This is a genomic window from Rhodococcus sp. PSi06 (assembly GCF_054960675.1).
Genome location: NZ_JBHNYO010000004.1, coordinates 121776 through 141182 on the forward strand (window position 1 = coordinate 121776; position 19407 = coordinate 141182).

At 65.0% G+C, this 19407-nt stretch carries 22 protein-coding genes, 1 tRNA gene and 1 pseudogene; 13 read left to right on the forward strand and 11 right to left on the reverse strand.

Translation table 11 applies throughout. The features are described from left to right. The first annotated feature begins 20 nt into the window (after nucleotides 1–20). A pseudogene (locus ACFI9K_RS07120) lies at nucleotides 21–59 on the forward strand (hypothetical protein). Next, complete coding sequence (locus tag ACFI9K_RS07125) at nucleotides 56–1192, forward strand: DNA polymerase III subunit delta' (protein ID WP_462663026.1); 1137 nt, start codon at nucleotides 56–58, stop codon at nucleotides 1190–1192. Before ACFI9K_RS07120 ends, ACFI9K_RS07125 begins: the two are co-directional and overlap by 4 nt. Here the strand turns inward: ACFI9K_RS07125 and ACFI9K_RS07130 are convergent. Continuing rightward, complete coding sequence (locus tag ACFI9K_RS07130) at nucleotides 1189–1707, reverse strand: CGNR zinc finger domain-containing protein (RefSeq protein ID WP_462662854.1); 519 nt, start codon at nucleotides 1705–1707, stop codon at nucleotides 1189–1191. The genes ACFI9K_RS07125 and ACFI9K_RS07130 overlap by 4 nt on opposite strands. An 87-nt stretch (nucleotides 1708–1794) precedes the next feature. On the opposite strand from ACFI9K_RS07130, the gene ACFI9K_RS07135 reads away from it, so the two are divergent. The 5 genes from ACFI9K_RS07135 (at nucleotide 1795) to ACFI9K_RS07155 (ending at nucleotide 4443) form a co-directional block, all read left to right on the forward strand. Then, complete coding sequence (locus ACFI9K_RS07135) at nucleotides 1795–2490, forward strand: SDR family oxidoreductase (protein ID WP_462662855.1); 696 nt, start codon at nucleotides 1795–1797, stop codon at nucleotides 2488–2490. A 67-nt stretch (nucleotides 2491–2557) separates the two neighbouring features. After that, nucleotides 2558–2630: transfer RNA gene (locus ACFI9K_RS07140), tRNA-Thr, on the forward strand. 126 nt (nucleotides 2631–2756) lie between these two features. Then, the gene (locus ACFI9K_RS07145; RefSeq protein ID WP_462662856.1) at nucleotides 2757–2975 is read left to right on the forward strand and encodes a hypothetical protein; all 219 of its coding nucleotides are present in this window, start codon (nucleotides 2757–2759) and stop codon (nucleotides 2973–2975) included. Between the two features lie 94 nt (nucleotides 2976–3069). Further along, nucleotides 3070–3522, forward strand: a complete 453-nt coding sequence (locus tag ACFI9K_RS07150; protein ID WP_462662857.1) for an ankyrin repeat domain-containing protein — start codon at nucleotides 3070–3072, stop codon at nucleotides 3520–3522. 111 nt (nucleotides 3523–3633) lie between these two features. Then, nucleotides 3634–4443 (forward strand): lipase family alpha/beta hydrolase, encoded by an 810-nt coding sequence (locus ACFI9K_RS07155; protein WP_462662858.1) that lies wholly within the window; start codon nucleotides 3634–3636, stop codon nucleotides 4441–4443. Here ACFI9K_RS07155 and ACFI9K_RS07160 read toward each other — a convergent pair. From ACFI9K_RS07160 to ACFI9K_RS07185, 6 genes are read right to left on the reverse strand one after another with little or no spacing between them, the layout of a single operon-like run. Beyond that, nucleotides 4433–5245, reverse strand: coding sequence for an ABC transporter permease (locus tag ACFI9K_RS07160; RefSeq protein ID WP_462662859.1), 813 nt, complete (start codon nucleotides 5243–5245; stop codon nucleotides 4433–4435). The genes ACFI9K_RS07155 and ACFI9K_RS07160 overlap by 11 nt on opposite strands. After that, complete coding sequence (locus tag ACFI9K_RS07165) at nucleotides 5242–6192, reverse strand: ABC transporter ATP-binding protein (protein WP_462662860.1); 951 nt, start codon at nucleotides 6190–6192, stop codon at nucleotides 5242–5244. Before ACFI9K_RS07165 ends, ACFI9K_RS07160 begins: the two co-directional genes overlap by 4 nt. Next, a complete protein-coding gene (locus ACFI9K_RS07170) occupies nucleotides 6189–7280 on the reverse strand; it encodes a LolA family protein (RefSeq protein ID WP_462662861.1) in 1092 nt (363 codons plus the stop codon). The genes ACFI9K_RS07165 and ACFI9K_RS07170 overlap by 4 nt, the downstream gene beginning before the upstream one ends. A gap of 45 nt (nucleotides 7281–7325) precedes the next feature. Then, nucleotides 7326–8039: a helix-turn-helix domain-containing protein gene (locus tag ACFI9K_RS07175; RefSeq protein ID WP_462662862.1), complete on the reverse strand. Its 714-nt coding sequence runs from the start codon at nucleotides 8037–8039 to the stop codon at nucleotides 7326–7328. Further along, entirely contained in the window at nucleotides 8032–9141 is a 1110-nt protein-coding gene (locus tag ACFI9K_RS07180) for a DNA alkylation repair protein (RefSeq protein ID WP_462662863.1), read from the reverse strand. Before ACFI9K_RS07180 ends, ACFI9K_RS07175 begins: the two co-directional genes overlap by 8 nt. Nucleotides 9142–9184: 43 nt before the next feature. Then, nucleotides 9185–10432 (reverse strand): MFS transporter, encoded by a 1248-nt coding sequence (locus ACFI9K_RS07185; protein WP_462662864.1) that lies wholly within the window; start codon nucleotides 10430–10432, stop codon nucleotides 9185–9187. A gap of 129 nt (nucleotides 10433–10561) precedes the next feature. On the opposite strand from ACFI9K_RS07185, the gene ACFI9K_RS07190 reads away from it, so the two are divergent. Next, nucleotides 10562–11446, forward strand: a complete 885-nt coding sequence (locus tag ACFI9K_RS07190) for a LysR family transcriptional regulator (RefSeq protein ID WP_462662865.1) — start codon at nucleotides 10562–10564, stop codon at nucleotides 11444–11446. Nucleotides 11447–11496: 50 nt separating this feature from the next. After that, nucleotides 11497–12588, forward strand: a complete 1092-nt coding sequence (locus ACFI9K_RS07195) for a spore photoproduct lyase family protein (RefSeq protein WP_462662866.1) — start codon at nucleotides 11497–11499, stop codon at nucleotides 12586–12588. Nucleotides 12589–12626: 38 nt separating this feature from the next. On the opposite strand, the gene ACFI9K_RS07200 is transcribed toward ACFI9K_RS07195, so the two are convergent. After that, entirely contained in the window at nucleotides 12627–13859 is a 1233-nt protein-coding gene (locus ACFI9K_RS07200) for a DUF2087 domain-containing protein (RefSeq protein WP_462662867.1), read from the reverse strand. Between the two features lie 25 nt (nucleotides 13860–13884). Here ACFI9K_RS07200 and ACFI9K_RS07205 point away from each other — a divergent pair, with 25 nt between their 5' ends. After that, nucleotides 13885–14442 (forward strand): dihydrofolate reductase family protein, encoded by a 558-nt coding sequence (locus tag ACFI9K_RS07205; protein ID WP_462662868.1) that lies wholly within the window; start codon nucleotides 13885–13887, stop codon nucleotides 14440–14442. Nucleotides 14443–14481: 39 nt separating this feature from the next. Next, nucleotides 14482–15711, forward strand: coding sequence for an AGE family epimerase/isomerase (locus tag ACFI9K_RS07210; protein ID WP_462662869.1), 1230 nt, complete (start codon nucleotides 14482–14484; stop codon nucleotides 15709–15711). A gap of 132 nt (nucleotides 15712–15843) precedes the next feature. Here ACFI9K_RS07210 and ACFI9K_RS07215 read toward each other — a convergent pair whose 3' ends face one another. Next, nucleotides 15844–16125 carry a hypothetical protein gene (locus ACFI9K_RS07215; RefSeq protein ID WP_462662870.1) on the reverse strand — a complete coding sequence of 94 codons (282 nt, stop codon included), beginning with the start codon at nucleotides 16123–16125 and terminating at the stop codon, nucleotides 15844–15846. 112 nt (nucleotides 16126–16237) lie between these two features. Continuing rightward, entirely contained in the window at nucleotides 16238–16771 is a 534-nt protein-coding gene (locus ACFI9K_RS07220) for a CGNR zinc finger domain-containing protein (protein ID WP_462662871.1), read from the reverse strand. Between the two features lie 39 nt (nucleotides 16772–16810). On the opposite strand from ACFI9K_RS07220, the gene ACFI9K_RS07225 reads away from it, so the two are divergent. Continuing rightward, nucleotides 16811–17809, forward strand: a complete 999-nt coding sequence (locus ACFI9K_RS07225) for an EamA family transporter (RefSeq protein ID WP_462662872.1) — start codon at nucleotides 16811–16813, stop codon at nucleotides 17807–17809. Between the two features lie 7 nt (nucleotides 17810–17816). On the opposite strand, the gene ACFI9K_RS07230 is transcribed toward ACFI9K_RS07225, so the two are convergent. Next, complete coding sequence (locus tag ACFI9K_RS07230) at nucleotides 17817–18461, reverse strand: TetR/AcrR family transcriptional regulator (protein ID WP_462662873.1); 645 nt, start codon at nucleotides 18459–18461, stop codon at nucleotides 17817–17819. Between the two features lie 73 nt (nucleotides 18462–18534). Between ACFI9K_RS07230 and ACFI9K_RS07235 the strand changes: the two genes are divergently transcribed. Then, nucleotides 18535–19401, forward strand: a complete 867-nt coding sequence (locus ACFI9K_RS07235; RefSeq protein WP_057478087.1) for an SDR family oxidoreductase — start codon at nucleotides 18535–18537, stop codon at nucleotides 19399–19401. Nucleotides 19402–19407 lie beyond the last annotated feature (6 nt).

Here is a 19407-nt window from a genome sequence, read left to right on the forward strand (position 1 = left end):
CGTCATGGCGGGTGTGTTCGATCGTTTGGTCGGTCAGGAAGATGTCGAGGCCGATCTGACGGCCGCCGCGGTGGCTGCTCGTACGGGCGTCGACTCGTCGGCGATGACGCATTCGTGGCTCTTCACCGGCCCTCCCGGGTCCGGTCGCTCCATCGCGGCGCTGTGCTTCGCTGCGGCGTTGCAGTGCACCACCGAGGGCACTCCCGGCTGCGGGCACTGTCAGGCGTGTTCGACGACGATGGCGGGCACTCACGGCGATGTGCGACGCGTGGTGCCGGAGGGCCTGAGCATCAGCACCAAGGAGATGCGAGACATCGTGTCCATCGCGTCGCGTCGGCCGAGTACCGGTCTGTGGCAGGTGGTCGTCGTCGAGGACGCCGATCGGCTGACCGAGGGCGCCGGAAACGTGTTGCTCAAGGTCGTCGAGGAGCCGCCGGCGCGGACGGTGTTCCTGTTGTGCGCGCCGTCGGTCGATCCCCAGGACATTTCGGTGACCTTGCGTTCCCGATGCCGGCACGTCTCGTTGGTGACGCCGACGGTGCCTGCCATCGCACAGGTGCTGCAGACCCGCGACAAGCTCGACGCGGAGACGGCGGAGTGGGCCGCGTCGATCAGCGGCGGCCATGTGGGTAGAGCGCGGCGGCTCGCCACCGACGAGGATGCTCGTGCGCGGCGCAAGCGTGCGCTGGCTCTGGCGTCGGCCGCGGCTCGGCCCAATCAGGCCTATCTCGCGGCCGAGGAATTGGTGAAGGCCGCCGAGGACGAGGCCAAAGAAATGAGTGCCTCCCGCGACGAAGCCGAAACCGAGGAATTGCGGACGGCCCTCGGCGCAGGCGGTACCGGCAAGGGCGCAGCGGGAGCATTGCGTGGCTCGGCCGGTGTGCTCAAGGATCTCGAGAAGCGGCAGAAATCCAGGGCCACCCGAACCGGTCGCGATTCGCTGGACCGGGCTCTGATGGATCTGGTCGGCCTGTATCGAGATGCCCTCGCGCGTTCGTACGGATCGACCGCGACTGCCACGCATCAGGACATGGCCGAGCAGGTGGAGCGAATGGCGAAAGCAGTCTCTCCGGAAGCGCTGCTCAAGAGCATCGAGGCCATCCTCGAATGCCGAGAGTCGTTGGCGGTCAACGCAAAACCCAAGTTCGCTATCTATGCGATGGTGGCGACCCTCGGTGACGTCCTGCGTTAGGTTCGGCTCTTTCTACGCGCCCGCGAAGCTCGTAGATTGGCAACATTGCCGCAGGTCTTCACGTCGTGCCAGACGCCACTGTTGTTGCGGGAGCGGTCGTAGAACGCTGATCCACAGGCCTCGTTCTTGCATCTCTTGAGTCGACGCCACGTATCCGCTTGTTGTGCGAGAAGCACTTCGGACCAGATCGTCGACGCGATGTAGTCGGCCCCGGTGCCGGTCGGCAGCAGTCGTACGGTGCCGTCGCTGCTCGGTATCAGTTCTGCTCGTACGGCCGGACGCGTGGCCAGATCGCCGGCAATGGCCGCTTCGACATCCGATCGCAGAGCCCGCAGCGCGGCCGCATCGTCGTCCGAGAGCGTGGTCTTCCACACGATCGACGCCGTCTTCCCGTCCTCTAGAAGATCTGGAAGGCCGTAGGCGTCGATGGCCCTGGTGTTGAGCAGATTCTGCACCACCTGCAGGCCGTCGGGTGCCGGTGCGAGGCGGAAGCGCTCAGTCGGCGTCTGTGACATAAGTGAACAGTATTTGACTATGTCGCTCGGGTCAACTACTACTGACATAGTCAAAAGCATTTAACCTCTGTCGTAAGGGTGAGTTCGATGGTGTCTGTTTCTGGAGCAACGGTGTTGGTGACCGGCGGTCAGCGCGGTCTGGGCAAGGCGACGGTCGAGATGTTGCTCGAACGTGGAGCGGCGAAGGTGTACGCGACGGCGCGGAATCCACGTGAGGAGTCTAATCCTCGAGTGGTACCCGTGGCGCTCGACGTCACCGATGCGGATTCGGTTGCAGCCCTTGGTGATATCGCGTCGGATGCGTCGATCGTGTTCAACAATGCCGGGGCGCCCGGATCATCTCCCCTGCTGAGTACGTCGATCGACGACATCCGCGCGGTGTTCGAGACCAACGTCTTCGGAGCGGTGCGGATCGCGCAGGAATTTGCGCCGATCCTGAAAGCGAACGGCGGCGGCGCGTTGGTCGACATTCACTCGGTGTTGTCGTGGCTCGGCGGTGCCGGTGCGTACGGGGCGTCGAAGGCCGCGATCTGGTCGGCAACCAACTCGCTTCGGCTCGAGCTTGCTCCACAGGGCACGTTGGTTGTCGGCGTCCACCTCGGGTACACCGACACCGACATGATCGCCGAACTCGACGTCCCGAAGAACGACCCACGCGATGTAGCAGCTCGGGTGATCGACGCCGTCGAGGCCGGCGAGACCGAGGTGCTCGCCGACGACCTGACCAGGCACGTCAAGACTCTTCTCAGCGGACCGGTCGAGGGTCTGGGCCTCGGCGGCTGACGGCCGCGGGGAGGCGATTTTCGTTTCGTCGGGATGCTCCGTTAGACTCACCAACGCCGAAAGGCACGCCGCCTTAGCTCAGTCGGTAGAGCATTTCACTCGTAATGAAAAGGTCAAGAGTTCGATTCTCTTAGGCGGCTCAGACTTAGAAGCCCCTCACCGGAAATATCAGTGAGGGGCTTTTTCGTATCCCGATCCGGCGAGCGTTGGACACGTCAGCCTCACGGACCCGCAACATCCATCACCGAACGAACAGGAACACCCACATGATCGACGCCGTCATCTTCGCCAACTACTCCGATGCCGAAACCCCCGTCCGAATCAGCACCATCGACGGACACCAGCATGTCGGCAAGATCGGGGCCGTCGACAACAACGATGACGACGGTGGCCACATCACCGTCGCCCTCACCGAGGTCCCCACGGGATCCCCGTACGTCACCGTCATCATCGCCGTCGACGCGATCACCGCCATCGAAAGCTGAAACGCAGACGCCCTGAGCCTCCGCAGCGCCACCGTCTCTTCCGAGAAGATGTGCTGTCGAAGACCTCACCGGAGACCGGAACCATTCACGGGGGATGAACACGGGGGATGACGTAGTGGACGATCGAGACGAATTCGGCCGCACTGCACTTCACTACGCAGCGTCGGAGAACGATTCCGACGAGGCGCAGCGCTTGCTCGCTGCCGGTGCCGCCGTCGATGCCCAAGACAACGACCAGTGGACACCGTTGATCTTCGCGGCACAGATGGGTTTTGCGGACATCACCACGCTCCTGCTCGATCACGGTGCCGACGTCAATGCAGTCAACTCGTCCGGCCGCTCTGCCCTCGCCCGCGCGGTCATGGCACCCAAGAACGACGGAAGCAGCGACGCAATCGCGACCATCCGAGTCCTCCGAGCTCGAGGTGCCGACCCCACCTCGAAAACGATCACGAGTGACTACTTCGACCCGATCAGCCCCCTCGACATCGTCCGCGACCACATGACAGACGCAGAGATCGCCGCGGAGTTCGCCGACCTACTTTGAGCGACTACCCGGATGTCGGCACCGAACTCGCCGGGATCGAAGCCGAACCATCCGAGGTGCACGGTCGCTCGCAGCGGCCCACAGGCCTGACGCGCAGGCACACTGGACGGAGTGTTCTCCTCCCTTGCCCCGGCCCGTCGTCGCCTCGTGTATGTCGTACTCGCTCTCGTCCTGGTCGGGGTCGTCGCGGCCGTAGCGGCCTTCGTTGCATCGCGTGGCACGAACGACCCCGTCGCGAGCGTCGACCAATCCGTTCCCGGCCCGGTGCTGCTGGTTCCCGGGTTCGGCGGATCCACCGATGCACTGGACGTGCTCGCCGCGGAACTGCGCGATGACGGCCGCGACGCCACCGTGGTGGGCCTGCCCGACGGTGGCGTCGGCGATCTCACCGTCCAAGCCGGCACCCTCGAAGACGCCGTCGACGATGCTCTGACTCGGACGGGAGCGACCTCGGTCGACGTCGTCGGGTATTCGGCCGGCGGAGTGGTGGCCCGGATCTGGGCTGCCGATCTGGGTGGTGCAGAGCAGGCCCGACGCATCGTGACCCTGGGCTCCCCGCACCACGGCACGCAGGTGGCGGGGCTGGCGGCCCAGGTTTTGCCCGATCAGTGCCCGACGGCCTGCCAGCAGCTTGCCCCGGACAGCTCGGTGCTCGATGCCCTGAACTCCGGCGACGAGACGCCGGAGGGGCCGCAGTGGGTGTCGATCTGGACCGACGTGGATCAGGTGGTGAACCCGCCGACCTCGGCCGGCCTCGACGGGGCGATCGACATCCCCGTGCAGAGCGTGTGTGCGGACTCCACCGTCGACCACGGGAACCTGCCCCGCGATCCTCTCGTCGGCGCGATGGTCGCCGCTCAGTTGGACGGCGATTCCACCGTCGAGCTCGGCGCTGCCGATTGCAGCCGTCTCAGCTCGTGACGTCCTTGGTGGTGAAGTTCGCCCACGCGGCACCCAGCAGCACGACGACGTAGACGCCCTGCAACCCGACACCGCGGACGAGGTCTCGCGTCGGCACCGGATCGCGGAACAGGTCGACGAAAGCCAACCAGTATCGCGTCGGCAGGTACGGCGCGATGGCGTCAGCGGCATCGAGGGTCAGCAGCAGAGAGCTGGCGATGAGGAACGCCAACGCACCCAGTGTCGCGGCAAGTGGGGAGTCGGTCAGAGTCGAGAGGAACAATCCCATGGCGGCGACGCCGAGCATCGACAGAGTCACGTAGAGCACGGCGATGACGGTGCGCACGGCAACCTGTTGATCGGTCAGCACTGTGCCGGACACGCTGGAGACGCCGGCCGACGCCGTGATGTCGAACAGCGTCGTACCGACGACGTACGCGACGGCGGCCACGATCACCACGGCCAGCAGCACGAAGGCCGCTACCGAGATCAGCTTCGCGAACAGCAGCTTCGTTCGTCCCACCGGTCGAGCCAGCAGGTAGCGCAGCGTACCGGCCTGAGCCTCCCCGGCGATGGAATCTCCGGCGATGACCGACACTGCGACGGGCAGAAACAGCGGAAGCACTATGGCGAGCGCGGCGAGCGGAAACAGCTGGCCGTTGGTGGTCACCGCGGACAGGAAGGCGGGGCCTTCGCCGGGCCGCGGACCGATGTCGGTCAGTGCGAGTAGGCCCGCGACGATGGTCGGCAGCAGATTGAGCAGGAGTATGACGACCCAGGTGCGCGGTCGACTCAGCATCGCGCGCAGCTCGACGCCGATCATGCGGTCACCTCCGGCTGGGCCGAACGGACGGGAGAGTCGACTCGGTCTGCACTGGCGCCGGTGACGGCCAACACGGACTGCTCGAGGCTCATCTGCTGCGGGATCAACTCGCTCACCCGTACCCCGCCTTCGACGAGCCGACGGTTGAGCAACGCCGGGTCCGGGTGTTCGATCACGAGCCGTTGGCCATCTCGCTCGATCACGGAAGCGCTCTCCACGGAAGACAGCACCGTCAACGCATCGGCCGGATCCGGGGTGCGCACGAGCACCCGGCCGGTGGGTTGTTGGAACGCGGACAGTTGATCCTGCAGGAGAAGACGACCCCGATCCAGCACTCCCACTCGGTCGCACAGTTGCTCCACCTCGGCCAGCAGATGGCTGGAGAGAAAGATGGTCGTGCCCTGAGAATGCAAGTTAAGCAACAACTCTCGGATCTCCAGAATGCCCTGCGGGTCCAGCCCGTTGGTCGGTTCGTCGAGTATCAGTAGCTCGGGCGTACGCATCAGTGCCGCGGCCAAGCCGAGACGCTGCCGCATACCGAGCGAGTACTGCTTCACCGGCCTGCGTCCCACCCCGCCGAGACCCACCTGCTCGAGCGCCTCGCCGACGCGGGCTGCGCGGGTGCGCCGGGACCCGCCCGGCCCGGCCGCGTCGAGCAACGTGAGATTCCGTCGTCCGGAGAGGTTGGGGTAGGCGGCCGGGTTCTCGATCAGCGCACCCACCCGCGGCAGCACGCTGGTACGTCGTCGCGGCATCTCTTCGCCGAGAACCTGCATCTGACCAGACGTGGCCAGGACGAGCCCGAGCAGCATGCGCACTGTCGTCGTCTTACCGGAACCGTTCGCTCCCACGAAGCCGTAGATGTCGCCGGCGCGAACGTCGAGATCCACTCCGTCGACGGCCCGCACCGACCCGTAGCGCTTGGTGAGGCCGGTCGTGCGGATCATGTGGCTGCTCCTTCGAGCTCCTGGGCGGCGGTGGCGAGGGTCTCCGCGGTGACGGTGCCGGAGAGCAGATATCGGCGACGGTCTCCGGTGGGCTCGGTGATCAGGACGTTGAGTGGGCCGATCGACAGTGCAACGCTGCTGTCGGTCACCACTGCGCCGGGGGCCTCCCGCAGCTGGTCGACGAGTCCGCGCGCGGCGCGGCGTGGCAGGGGAGCGGCGATCAGCTCCGTCACACCGCGACCGTAGATTCCGACGGCACCGGATCGGTCCCGGTCTCTGAGCTCGAGTCCGGACAGCGTCGACGGAAGGCCGGCCGAGTCGATCCCGTCGGCGAACGAGGCTATGTCCAGGCCGTCCTCCTGCTGCACGTCGGTTCCCGGGGGCGGGACGAAACGCACGGTCTCGGTGTCGGGCATCTGCGACGAGAAGTCGAGGAACGCAGTGCTGACGATGGGGCGCGAGGCTCCGCCGCCGAGCACGTCGACCCGCAGCGGAAGGCCGCTGTCGGGATCGGACCAGACGTCGACCTCGGTGACAGTGCTCTGGGGCTCGGCGGGAATCAGCCGCAGGCCGGGAGCGTCCCGGCCGGCGATTCGACGGTCCGGCAGCCGGGTGACCTCGTCCGCTGTCGCCTCACTGAGCAGCCGCTGTCCGAGTTCCGGGGGTAGCAGATCTGCCTCACGAGGGAGGCGCAGGCTGGGCTCGGGGACGGGGGTCACCACGGCCGTGTTCTGTTCGTAGTCCCAGCTCCACAGCCGGGAGGGGCTCCGGTAGAGACCGCGTTCACCGGCGAGGCGCACGGTGTCGACGCGCCAGCTGTCCGGGGCGCGGTACCAGGCCCGCAGAGTAGTGGTGTCGCCGAGCAGATCCGGCAGACCGCCGAGCCCGTCGGTGACCGGCAGCGTGACACCGCCGACCGCCTGGGCGTAGCCCGAGTACGGGGTCTCGGTGGAGGACTGGACACGGGAGAGCAGCTCCGCTGCACCGATGTCCGACGCGTCGACGGGCAGTCGCTCGATCACCGACGGTGTGGCTACGAGCACGGCGATGCCGAGCACCACCGCCAGCCACCGCCACTGTCTTCGCACCTCCTCGACCGTACGGACGTAGCCGATGTGCTGCACGGGAGTGACTCAGCGACCGAGTTCGTTCTGCAGGCGACGAGCGGCCGCTTCGAGGGCAGGAACTCGACCACGTCGTGGCGCGCGTCGTGCGAACAGAACCAGCGCCGCGGTGGCCTCGGCGGTGAGGACGGCGATGGCGGCGATGTCCGGATCGGCGAGTCCGTCGCTGCGGGCCAACCGATCTCGACGAATCGTCGGTAGCTCTCGCTGAAACTGCGCGGCTCCCTCCGGGTCGTCCGCGCGCAGACCGTCGAGGATTCTTTCTCGTACGGGCTCGTCGGTGCGGGCCAGCAGGAGCCGTCCCGCCGCGGTACGCAACGTGGGTCGGGGGCGGTGGTCGTCCGCCACGATCTGGATGTGGTCGGGTGCGCGTGGCCCCGCATGGTCGAGGTAGAAGATCTCGTGCCCCACCAGAGCGGCGATGCCGATCGGTGCTCTGGCCACCTGACTCAAGCGAACCAGCTCGGCGTGATCGACTCCAGGGGCCGTCGCCGATCCGGCGATCATTCCGAGCATGTGCGGGCGGAGTCCGAGGGCGTACCGCTTGCCGGTCGTCGTCAAGTACCCGAGTGCGCACAATTCGCGGACGAGGTCCTGGGTCGAGCTCACCGGTGCCTGAATCGAACGAGCCAGCTCCGACAGCGTGGGCGGCTCGTCACTGCGTGCGACGCAATCGAGAATGCGGTTCGTGCGCATCAGCGTCCGATGCCCCTCGCTACTCACTCGCATCAATCCCGAGCACGAATTCAGCGCGGCCGTACGTCACGCCGTTGATCTGGAGCTCGATGGAGTGCGGGCCGGGGTAATACCTGCGCGTCGTCAAGGGCCGGAACGAATGTTGCCGTCGAATGTCGATGCTCTGTCCGGGGGCAAGCGTCTTGGTCGTCAGCTTGAACGTCTTGCCCGTCATGGCACCGTTGGCCTTCGTATGGTGGACGATGTAATCGATGGCCACCTTCGCGGGTTCGAGGCCGACGTTGCTGATCGTTGCGGTGAATTCCAGGCCGTCTCCGATCTGGAGCTCTGCAACGTCGAGGTCAGGGCCGGTCACGTCCAGCTCGGCCGGGGAAAATCCCAGCAGCGCAAGCGCATCGGAGTTCCCCTTCTTGATCACCGTCCGAAGAGCATGTCGCACAAGCTGTTCGGTGTTCGTATCGGGAGCTCCGAGCCATCGTGCTGCCGTCGAGACGACCACGTCCGGCACGTCTCGGCTGAAGTCGTTGACGTGATTGGCCACCGAACGGCGAACGTAATCGCTGTCGTCGGTGTACAGCTCATCGAGAATCGGCACCGTGATCCCGGGACGCTCGAGAATTTTTGGGACTCGTACCGACCACGGAAGGTACGGGCGGGTGCCTTCCGACGCGAGACGGCGTACGTGGTCGTCCGGTGATTGCGTCCAGTCGAGCGTGATGGCGAGAGCCCGATCCAAATCCGCCCGGAGGAAGGTCCGGATGGCGAATTCCGACGTCAGTCGGCCGGTGAGTTCGGCGAGTAAGGACATGCCGTCGTCGAACGCGTTCGAGGTCTTCTCTTCGACGGCCTTCGACGCGACGGCGCTCGTGACGGGCCACAGCAACCAGCCCTGGAAATCCGGATCCTCTGCGGCCCGTCGGATGGTGCGAGCGAACGTCGCATACTCCCCGGGCAGCCCGGTCAGAAGTGCGTCACGCAGCAGATCGGCGCGGGCCCGAAGCGCCAGCGGACCCAGTCCATCGACCGATCCGGCGAGCAGTGACAGATCGGCGTCGGGCGCTGCACTGCGAACGGTCCGGAGCAGCGCACGCGCTGCGTCCGGACCGATGAGTTCGTCGGCGAAAGGCATGAGAGCTTCTTACCCGACGTCGGTTCGTCGGGTGAGCATCGCGTCAGCGACCCGCAGCCGACGCCCGTCGGGCCAGGATCGCCACTCCCGTGAGCAGCGCGAGAACGATGGCTGCCAGTCCTGTCATGGCCGTGGTGGCCGACATGGAGAGGGTGGCGATTCCGATTCCCACGGCCGGGATACCCAGCCCGAGGTAGGAGATGAGGAACAGTCCGGCGAGGGCTTCGCTTCGCTGGGCCGGTGCGGCCATGGCGGCCACCGCTCCCACTGCCGCCTTGAAGAGCACGCCCGCACCGATTCCGGCCACGACGCCTCCGATCAGGAACATCGGCAGACTCAGGGTGTGCATCCCGGTGACGAGAGCGATCAGACCCAGTGCCTCGGCCGAGATGCCCAGCGAGAGCTTCGCCGTGCTCGACATGCGACTGGTCAGGGTCTGCGCGAGGGCTGCTGTGCCGAACACCGCGAACACAGTGACGCCGCTGAGGGCGCGGGACGGGTGGTCGAGGGTGCCTGCCACGAATCCCGGTGCCACCGAGGTGAATACACCGAACACTGCGAACGAAGCGAAACCTGCTGCGGCAGCGGCGAAGTATCCGGCGCGATCACCGTGATCGGCGCTGATTCGCTGCGGGTGGTAAGCGGGCCGCTCCGCCGGCTCGGCCACGGTCTCGGGTATCAGCGTCACACCGACGATGGCGACGACCAGCAGGACGGCGAACACGAGGTAGGGGGTGTGCAGGGGAGCAGCGACGAACTGCGCCAAGAACCCGGCCACCAATGGCCCGACGCCGAGCCCGCCGATGTTCGCGGCAGTGGACACCTTCTCGAATCGCTGGCCGGAGGCGGTCGGTCGGTGCGTGGAATGCAGCTCGTGCAGGTAGGCCGTGGCGGTCGCGGTGAGTGCGCCGACGCCGAGGCCGGTGATGAGCCGTGCAACGAGAAGCAACGGAAGTGCGGTGCCGCTGAGGAACATCACCGCAGCCACCAACTCGAGCAGCAACGCTGCAATCAACACCTTCTTTCGGCCGACCCAGTCCGAGACATGGCCCGCGAGAATCAAACTGACGATCACGCCGACGGCGTAGGCCGCGAACACGATCGTGACCATGAAGGTCGAGAAGCCGTCGCGCACCTGATAGAGCGGGTACAGCGGGCTCGGCACGGTGGAGAACGCCATTGCCGTGAGGAACGCTGCGGCCACCACCCAGAAGCCGATGCCGTGTCGACGTGCAGAGGTTGTGTGCACGGTCTGCGCCTGCGGCGCGAGAGTCAGGGTGTTGTGGGACATGTCGTTCTCCGATGTCGGTGTCGATCGCGTGTCGGTGTAGTTCGTTCGAGTAAGACTTTCCTCCGAGTCGACGATCGCGTCCAACGAAGAAAAGAGCTTGCAACTATCTCGATATGCGATCATTGCCGGATGGAGTTGCGACATCTCGAATACTTCGTCGCGGTCAGCGAGGAACAGAACTTCACGCGTGCCGCCGCCCGCCTGCATATCGTGCAATCAGCGGTGTCGGCCGCGATCAAGTCGCTCGAGCGCGAGCTGGGGGCGTCGCTGCTCGACCGCAACTCCAAACGTGTGGCGCTGACCGAGGCCGGACGGGCACTGCTGCCGCGAGCCCGCGTTGTTCTCGATGCCGCGCGGGATGCGCGCGATGCCGTCGACGAGGTTCGAGGTGGTCTCCGCGGCACCGTCAGAATCGGGACGCTGACCTCGATCAAGTTGATCGACCTGCCCGAATTGCTGGGGGAGTACCACCGCCGCTTTCCGCACGTCCAGCTGATCACCGGCGCAGCGCCGTCGGGCACGCAGGGTCTGCTCGAATCGGTGGGGGACGGGCGACTGGACCTGGCCTTCGTCTCGGATTCCGGCCGCCGGCCGGCCGGGATCGACGTGCGTGAACTCGCCTCGTCGGTATTGGACCTGGTGCTTCCGTCGGATCACCCTCTGGCCGAGCGAGCATCCCTGAATCTGAGCGACATCGCCGGCTACGACTTCATCGATTCTCCGATCGGTTTCGGAAATCGCGCGGTGGCAGACCGGGCGTTCGCGGAAGCGGGATTGCAACGACGCGTCAGCATCGAAATCGCCGACATCTCCACCGGCGTTGCGTACGTCCGAAACGGCCTCGGAATATCGCTCCTACCCCGGTTCGTCTTGACCGAGCGTGGCGGTGTGGTCGTCAAAACTGTGTCGGGAGCGGATCTGACGTGGCCGCTCGCCGTTGCGACCTCGTCGACTCGCGCTCCGAGTGCGGCGGTGCGAGCGTTGCTGGGCGTACTCGACGAATTTCTCGCCTGAGCTGCGGTAACCGGGAAGTTTTGCGTTCTCCGCTGCGTTGAACTCCAGTAATGGATGATCTTCTGGTTGCCCCCACTCGACTCTGGACGCCCTCTCGTGTCCTGGTCACCAAGTCCGCGTCCGAGCTACCGCACACCGCGGAGATTCTTCGTCGGTGCGAAGCAGCCGGCGTCGACAACATCGACATTCTGTCGGGTGATCGCCTCACCGGATTGCGCGGTGAGTCCGAGCGAGAGACCTACGCACGAGCCAAGACGACGATGGCCGTGGTGGTCGCGCCGGCGAGTGTGCTGAGACCGCAACCGATTCCGCCGAGCGCCGACTGGCGGATCGATCTGGCCAAGGGGTGCCCCGCGCACTGCCAGTACTGCTACCTCGCCGGCTCGTTGTCCGGGCCGCCGATCACCAGGGTGTTCGCCAACATCGACGACGTGTTGGCAGGGATCGGCACTCACGCGGGCCGAGGTTCCATCACATCCGGCACCGAGGAGCGTGGTCACGAGGGCACGACTTTCGAGTTGTCCTGCTACACCGACCCGTTGGGGATCGAACATGTGAGTGGTTCCCTCGCGGAGGCGGTTCGCAGAGTGGGTGCGGGCGTGTACGGCGACGACGTATCGCTGCGTTTCACCACCAAGTTCGACGACGTTCGCGAGCTGGTGACGCTCGATCACGGTCGACGTACTCGAGTTCGCTTGTCCGTCAACGCAGATGACATCGCCCATCGGTTCGAGGGCGGCACCGCACGCATGCCGGCTCGGATTGAGGCCCTGCGGCAGTTGGCTCTGGCCGGTTATCGAGTGGGCTTGACCATCGCGCCGATCATGCCCATTCCGAAGTGGCGCGAGCAGTACGGCCGGCTGCTCTCCAACGTCGCCGACGCGTTGCGCGGCGTCCCCGATCTGGATCTGACCGCCGAGATCATCACTCACCGCTTCACGCCGTCGAGCAAAGATGTACTGCTGAGCTGGTATCCGGGAACCAAACTGGAGATGGACGAGGGTGCGCGCACGGCGAAGCGAAACAAGTTCGGCGGTGTGAAATACGTCTATCCCAAAGACACGATGGCCGAGATGCGCAGTTGGTTCACCGAAGAATTGCGCAACGTTCTGCCCGACGCGCAACTGCTCTACTGGACCTGAAGAACCCGGACACCGCGTCGCGCAGCGAAAGCCTCGGTCTACGGCTGGTGGTGGGCTTGCGAACGAGCCCGATACATCGACCCCGCGCTGTCTCGCTCGAGGAATCCGGTGTCGATGAGCTCGCGTCGTAGTGTCGCGTAGTCGTCGTCGAAGATCCGGCACAACTCGTTGACATGATGCTCTGTTGCCCATGCAGTCGAACTGAGCTGGCGTGCAATCGCCTTCAGGAACTCGGGTCGATCACGGCTGTATCGAGCCATCTCCGTCGGCGTGTGTGTAGTTCGCGGAAGGTCTTTGAAACTCTCGAACGTTCCCTCGTCGACAACGAGTCGGTCGTCCACGCGAGTGATCATCGCCAGCGCGAAGAGTCGGGCAATCGCTTTGTGCAGTACACGCCCGGTCAGTGAGGTCTGGGATTCGAGCGCCGCCACTGTCGAGACTCCATTGCCGATCGCGAACAGCACGGCTCGAAGGTGGGGATCGGCGAGAAGGTGAAGCACGTTGGTGGCGCGGTCCAGTAGCGGCGAATCCTCGTGTATTCCGATGGACTCGAACCGCACTGGAACCCCGGTGGCGGACACCATCTCCTCGGTGAAGGTCAGGGTGCGGACGGGTTCGGATCGCTTCCTCAGTAGTCCGATTTCAGGATGGTCGCCGGCATTCTGCGCCGGCAGCGTCAAGGTCTCGACGTCGTCGGCAGCGAAACGCAGGATCGCGTTCCACAGCGGGTTCGTCGACGCCGGAGAAGTTGAATTCCGAACGGCGACAATGCCACCGGCGGCAACGTGTGGCCACACAGTGCGGAGGGTTCGGGCACGTGTGACCAGTGAGTCGGCGTCGATCCAGACCAGGTCGAACGGGCCGATCTCGCGCAAGTGCGCCGGGGTCAGATCGAACAAGGAACCGGTATGCGATTCGACGAAGTCGAATCCAGGCCGATGCTTCCGGACGAAGGCCTGAACGCCGGAATCGCTCTGATCGATCTCGAAGCTGTGGAGCCGAGGCGAGTATTCCGGCGCAGACGACTCGAGTTCCATTGCGATCGCCATCGCTGCACTCGTAGATCCGACGGCGATCGCTCTGGTTGGCCGCATCACCGCCGCGAGGCTGGTCAGCACGGCGTAGGCGTGCGGTGAGACGCTCTCGGAATCGGTCGACACGAGTGTTCCTTTCTCGAAGATCAGCGAGCCGGCAGCGATTACCTCCGCCCAGTGGCCCAGCCCGTGATCGGAGCCCGGTGAGTTGTGTCCGCCGGCGAGGTCTGTATCCACGACCCCAGCCAACCTTAGGAGTGACATGGCCATTCTGACCTACAACATGCATGTTTCCCTCGATGGCTACATCGAGGATTCGGCCGGCAGCCTCGACTATTCGGTGCCTGACGAAGAATCGCATCGATTCTCCAACCGGCAGACCGAGGCGACGACCGCATTCCTCTTCGGGCGTCGCCTGTACGAGGCCATGGAAGATTTCTGGACCGACCCCGAACGCGCGGACGGCGATCCAGTCGAGGCCGAGTTCGCCGAGCTCTACAAGGCGACTCCACGGGTGATTTTCTCAGATACCCTCACTTCCGTGGCCGACGGTTGTCGGCTGGTGCGAAGCGCCGATGCCGTCGCCGAAGTGGAGCGATTGAAGCAGGAAACCGAAGGCACTCTGGCAATCGGTGGGGCTGCCCTTGCCGCATCGCTGGTGGACTCGATCGATCAATTCGAGGTCATTCTCGTTCCAACCATCCTGGGCGGTGGGAAACCCTATTTTCCAGAAGGTCATCGACTCGAGCTGAGGCTGGAAGAGCAGAAGCACTTTCCGTCGACAGGGTGGATGTACCTGCGGTACAGGGTGGTTCGGTAAGCCGATGTGCATCGGGGCCTGATCGCGCAGAATGAGGTCATGACATCGCCAGATCGTCGTCACTGGTGGACGTTGCCCGCGCACCAGCGGTGGCTCGACACCGAATCGGCTCGGCTACTCCAGTTCGGTAGCTCGCTCGAGCATCCCGCCGGCGGGGCGGCGTGGTTGGACGACCGTGGACATCCCGACCCGAGCCATCCGGCCCTGACGTACATCACGGCACGGATGGCGCATGTACATTTTCTGGCGTCGATTCTGGGGTATCCCGGCTCTCGTCGAAAGGCCGATCGAGTGTTCGACGGCTTGCTGACCACGTTGCGGGACGCTGCGAACGGTGGCTGGTTCGAGTCCAGCGACGATGTCTCGTCGCCCGAAGCGAAGAAGGCGGCGTACACGCATGCCTTCGTGGTGCTGGCGGGAGCGGCAGCCACGGCAGCGGGACATCCGGACGGGAAGGCTCTACTCGACGATGCCCTCGAGGTGGTGGACCGGCGATTCTGGGACGAGGCCCACGGAATGTGCGCGGACACCTGGAATGGGGATTGGACCGAGCTGGACGGGTATCGCGGAATCAACGCCAACATGCACATGGTCGAGGCACTGCTGGCGGCCGTCGATGCAGGTGCGCCCGACGTGTGGCGAGGCCGAGCAATGCGTATCTGCGACAACGTCATCGGTTGGTCTGCGGCGAACGAATATCGAGTTCCGGAGCACTTCACCGCCGAGTGGGAGCCGTTGCTCGAATACAACAGCGGCGACACAGCGAACCAGTTCAAGCCGTACGGGGCAACGGTGGGGCACGGATTCGAGTGGTCACGCCTACTCGTGCAGGCCGGTTCGATTGCTTCCACCGACGACAACTATCTCTCGGCCGCTGAATCTCTCTATCTCCGCGCGGCGCATGACGGTTGGCAACCCGGTCCGACTCCGGGGTTCGTGTACACAACGGACTGGACCGGGCAGCCGGTGGTGACCGAGCGCTTGCACTGGGTGCTGTGCGAGGCGATCGCGGCCGCGGCGACGCTCGGTCGTCGTACCTGTAAAGACAGATACGACAATGACTATCGAGCGTGGTGGGATGTTGCCGCCGACTCGTTCATCGACCGTGCCGACGGCTCCTGGCACCACGAATTGGACAGCCGAAACGTTCCGGCCGCGACGGTGTGGAGCGGCAAACCCGATCTTTATCACGCAGTTCAAGCCACGTGGATCAGCCGATACCCGACAAGTTCCAGCATGGTGGCGGCGTTGCTGGCGGACACGGACTGAATACCCGGTTGGCCAATGTGGGCTGAGTGTCCACAATTCTCCGTCGACGACGGGATTCCGCCGTGAGAGGCCAATTGTGGACAGTGAGCGGCTTCGGTGGGAAATGCGGTGCGCAAGGCAGCAGGTGGCGCACTAATCCCGGTGCGGAGTGCGCTCACCCGTGTTCGGGTCCACGTCGAACAGTTGGTCCGTGTTGTCCGGAGCGTAGACCACCGCGTTCGATTCGCGTGCTCGACGGCGAAAACCGTCACGAACGGCGAAAAAACCGCCCGTGAAGAGCACGATCACAGCGATAGCGGCCACGATTGCCCAACCCTCGAAACCGCCGGCTAGGGCTGCGATCAATCCGCCGGCTGCCGCGATTCCGGCAAAAATCATGAGGACGGCCAGCATATTCACGACGGCTCTGGACATGCTTGATGTGGAAGGCCTTTTCTCGACCATGGGGGATGTTCCTCTCGATAAGTTCGAGCAGGGATTACCCGAAAGTCGGTCGAATATGCCCTCGACCCTTCAGTGATACCCGTTACTGCGCCTTACGCGCCCGATACGCAGCAACTGCCGCGCGGTTACCGCAGGTAGTGCTGCAGAACCGCCGAGAGCGATTTCGGGACAGGTCGAGAACCAACCCGCTGCAGTCGGGATCGGCGCAGACGTCGAAGCGGGAGAGCTCGTCGGCGCGGATGACGTCGATCATTGCCATCGCGGTTTCGACGACGATGCGGGTTCCGAGGGGACTGTCGTCTGCGACGGCGTGGATATGCCAGTCGAGTGTGTCGTGCCGGACCAGTCGAGGCAGGGCGGAGGACTCGGCCAGAAGTCGGTTGACCTCGACCACGGCGTCGTCGCGGCTGCTGGTGAGCAGTGATCGCAGCGTCGGCCGCAGTGCTCTGACCGCGTCGAGCTCGTCGTCGTCACCGTCGAATCTTCCGGAGTAGCCCTGCTCGGTGAAGAACTCGGCCAGTTCCTCGCGCGTGGTCAACGTGTCCGGGTCCTCCGCGGAATTGACCAACGCCACGGCCGCCAGCAACGACAGTTCGGTGTCATGAGCGAAAAGCACATTGACACCTTACCAAGCCGCCCTCTACTGTCACATGTCATGACGGCTTTCACTCATGACGCAGACGCGCAGCTCGCGTCCACCACCGCTGCTGCGCGGTCCAGGCGCCTGTCCGGTCTCGTGTTCGCGTTGGCGTCCGCCGCGTCGTTCGGCCTGTCCGGCTCGCTGGCCACCGGCCTCCTCGACGCCGGCTGGACTGCCGGCGCTGCGGTGACCGCGCGCATCCTGCTCGCTGCTGCCGTCTTGTTGATTCCGTCGATCCTGGCACTGCGCGGCCGATGGGGCTTGCTGGCCAAGAACTGGAAGTTGATCGCCGCGTACGGAGCATTTGCGGTCGCCGGCTGCCAGCTCGCCTTCTTCAATGCCGTCGGACGCATGGAGGTGGGCGTGGCGCTGCTCATCGAATTCACCTCGCCCGTGGCCGTCATCGGCTGGATGTGGTTTCGGCACCAGCAGCGTCCCGGCCGGCTGACTTTGGTAGGCGCGCTGTTGGCCGCGATGGGTCTGGTCCTGGTGCTCGACCTGATCTCCGGCGCGGACGTCGACACCGTCGGGGTGCTGTGGGCGCTCGGCGCGATGGCGGGAGCGGCCGTCTACTGGGTGCTCTCTGCCGACGAGAGCAACGGTTTGCCGCCGATCGTGCTTGCCGGGGGCGGATTGCTGATCGGTGGTCTCATTCTGCTGGTTGCCGGACTCGTCGGTGTCGTTCCGTTCGCGGCCCCGCTGACCGACGTCACGTTCGTCGATGCTGTTGTCCCGTGGTGGGTTCCGATCATCGGGCTCGGTGTGGTGACTGCCGCGTTGGCCTACGTGCTCGGAATTGCCGCCGGTCGACGCCTCGGCTCGCGGCTGGCGTCGTTCATGGGTTTGATGGAAGTGGTTGCGGCACTGGTGTTCGCGTGGCTGTTGCTCGGCCAGGCACCGGGACCGATCCAATTGGCCGGTGGCGCACTGATTCTGCTCGGCGTCGTCGTCGTCAAATCCGGTGAACGCGTCACCGCCGACGAGCCGGTGGAGCCGCTGCAGAGCAGGGCCTGACAACTGCTCAGCCGTCGACGCGTCCGAACACCACCGCGGCCAGGATGGTGTGAGCACTCGCGATCACGGAATCGAGAGGTTCGCGTTCGGGGGACAGCAGCCACTGCTGAGCGATGGTGAGGACGGCACCCACCAGACCCATGGCCAGGGTCCGACGGTTCGGCCCGGCCAGGCCACGGCTGGACCCCACGGTCTCGGCCACCTGTAGCACGGTCGTGGAAAACGAGGTGGTGGTCATGCGGTACAGCGCGTCGACGGTAGGCGATACGCCGAGGATCTCGACGAAGGCAATTCGAGCCGATTTGGGCTGCTCGGCGACGAACGTGAAGAAGCCGGTGAGGGCCCCTCGGAGTACCTGTTCGCTGGAATCCGTTTCTGCGGCTGCTCCGATGAGGATGCTCTCGCGCATCGCGTCGGTGGCCCGGGCGTACGTGGCCATCAGCAAGTCCTCGCTGTTGGTGAAGGACTCGTAGAAGTAGCGCTTGGTCAGCCCGGCTTCGGTGCATACCTTCTCCACAGTCGCTGTCCGGTATCCGGTGGTGCCGAAGACCTCGACGGCTGCGTCGAGCAGGCGGATCCGACGCTCCTGCTGCCGCTGCTGCGGATCGGCACCTCGGTAGGTGCGGCCGACTTCACTGTGATGGTTGGTCACACACAGATCTTGACACCGCTCGGTATCAGATGCAAAGTGTTGGCAGACAAGCATTCGGATCGAGGGGGAGAACATGGCGGCGTCGACGCTACGAAACAAGGTGGTTCTGATCACCGGAGCAGCACGGGGAATCGGTGCCGCCACCGCGCGTGACCTGGCAGGCAAGGGTGCCCGGCTGGTACTCGTCGACGTCGACGAGACCCCGCTGCGCGAGCTGGCGACGCAACTGAAGGCCGAGGCGTTCGTGGCCGACGTCCGAAATCTGGACGACATGCAGCGCGCGGTCGACGGCGGCATCGCGGCCTACGGGGGCATCGATCTGGTGCTCGCCAACGCCGGAATCGCCAGCTACGGATCGATCATGCAGGTGGATCCGGCCACGTTCCAACGCGTCATGGACATCAACGTGATGGGCGTGTTCAACACCGTCCGCGCCGCGTTGCCGTCCTTGATCGAACGTAACGGCTACATCCTCGTCGTCTCCTCGCTCGCGGCGTTCACCCCGTGCCCCGGCCTGGCGGCCTACAACGCGAGCAAGGCCGCGGCCGAACACTTCGCGAATGCGCTTCGGCTGGAAGTGAACTACCGGGGAGTCGACGTCGGCTCGGCTCATATGGCCTGGATCGACACCCCGATGGTGCAGGACGCCAAATCCGATCTCACGGCGTTCCAGGATTTGCTCGCGGTGCTGCCCGGTCCCCTGGGCAAGACGATGACCGTCGAGCAGTGCGTCGACGCGTTCGTCGACGGCCTGGCCAAGCGCAAGCGTCGCGTCTACGTTCCGCGGTGGGTCGGTGCCGCGTCCTGGTTCAAGGCCGTCATCACCTCGCGCGTCGGAGATCGCAGCATGCTCGAGCACGTGCCGACGATCCTGCCAAAGATGGACGAAGAAGTAGCGCGCCTCGGTAGGTCCGAGAGCGCACGCAACAAGACCAGCTGATCCCCC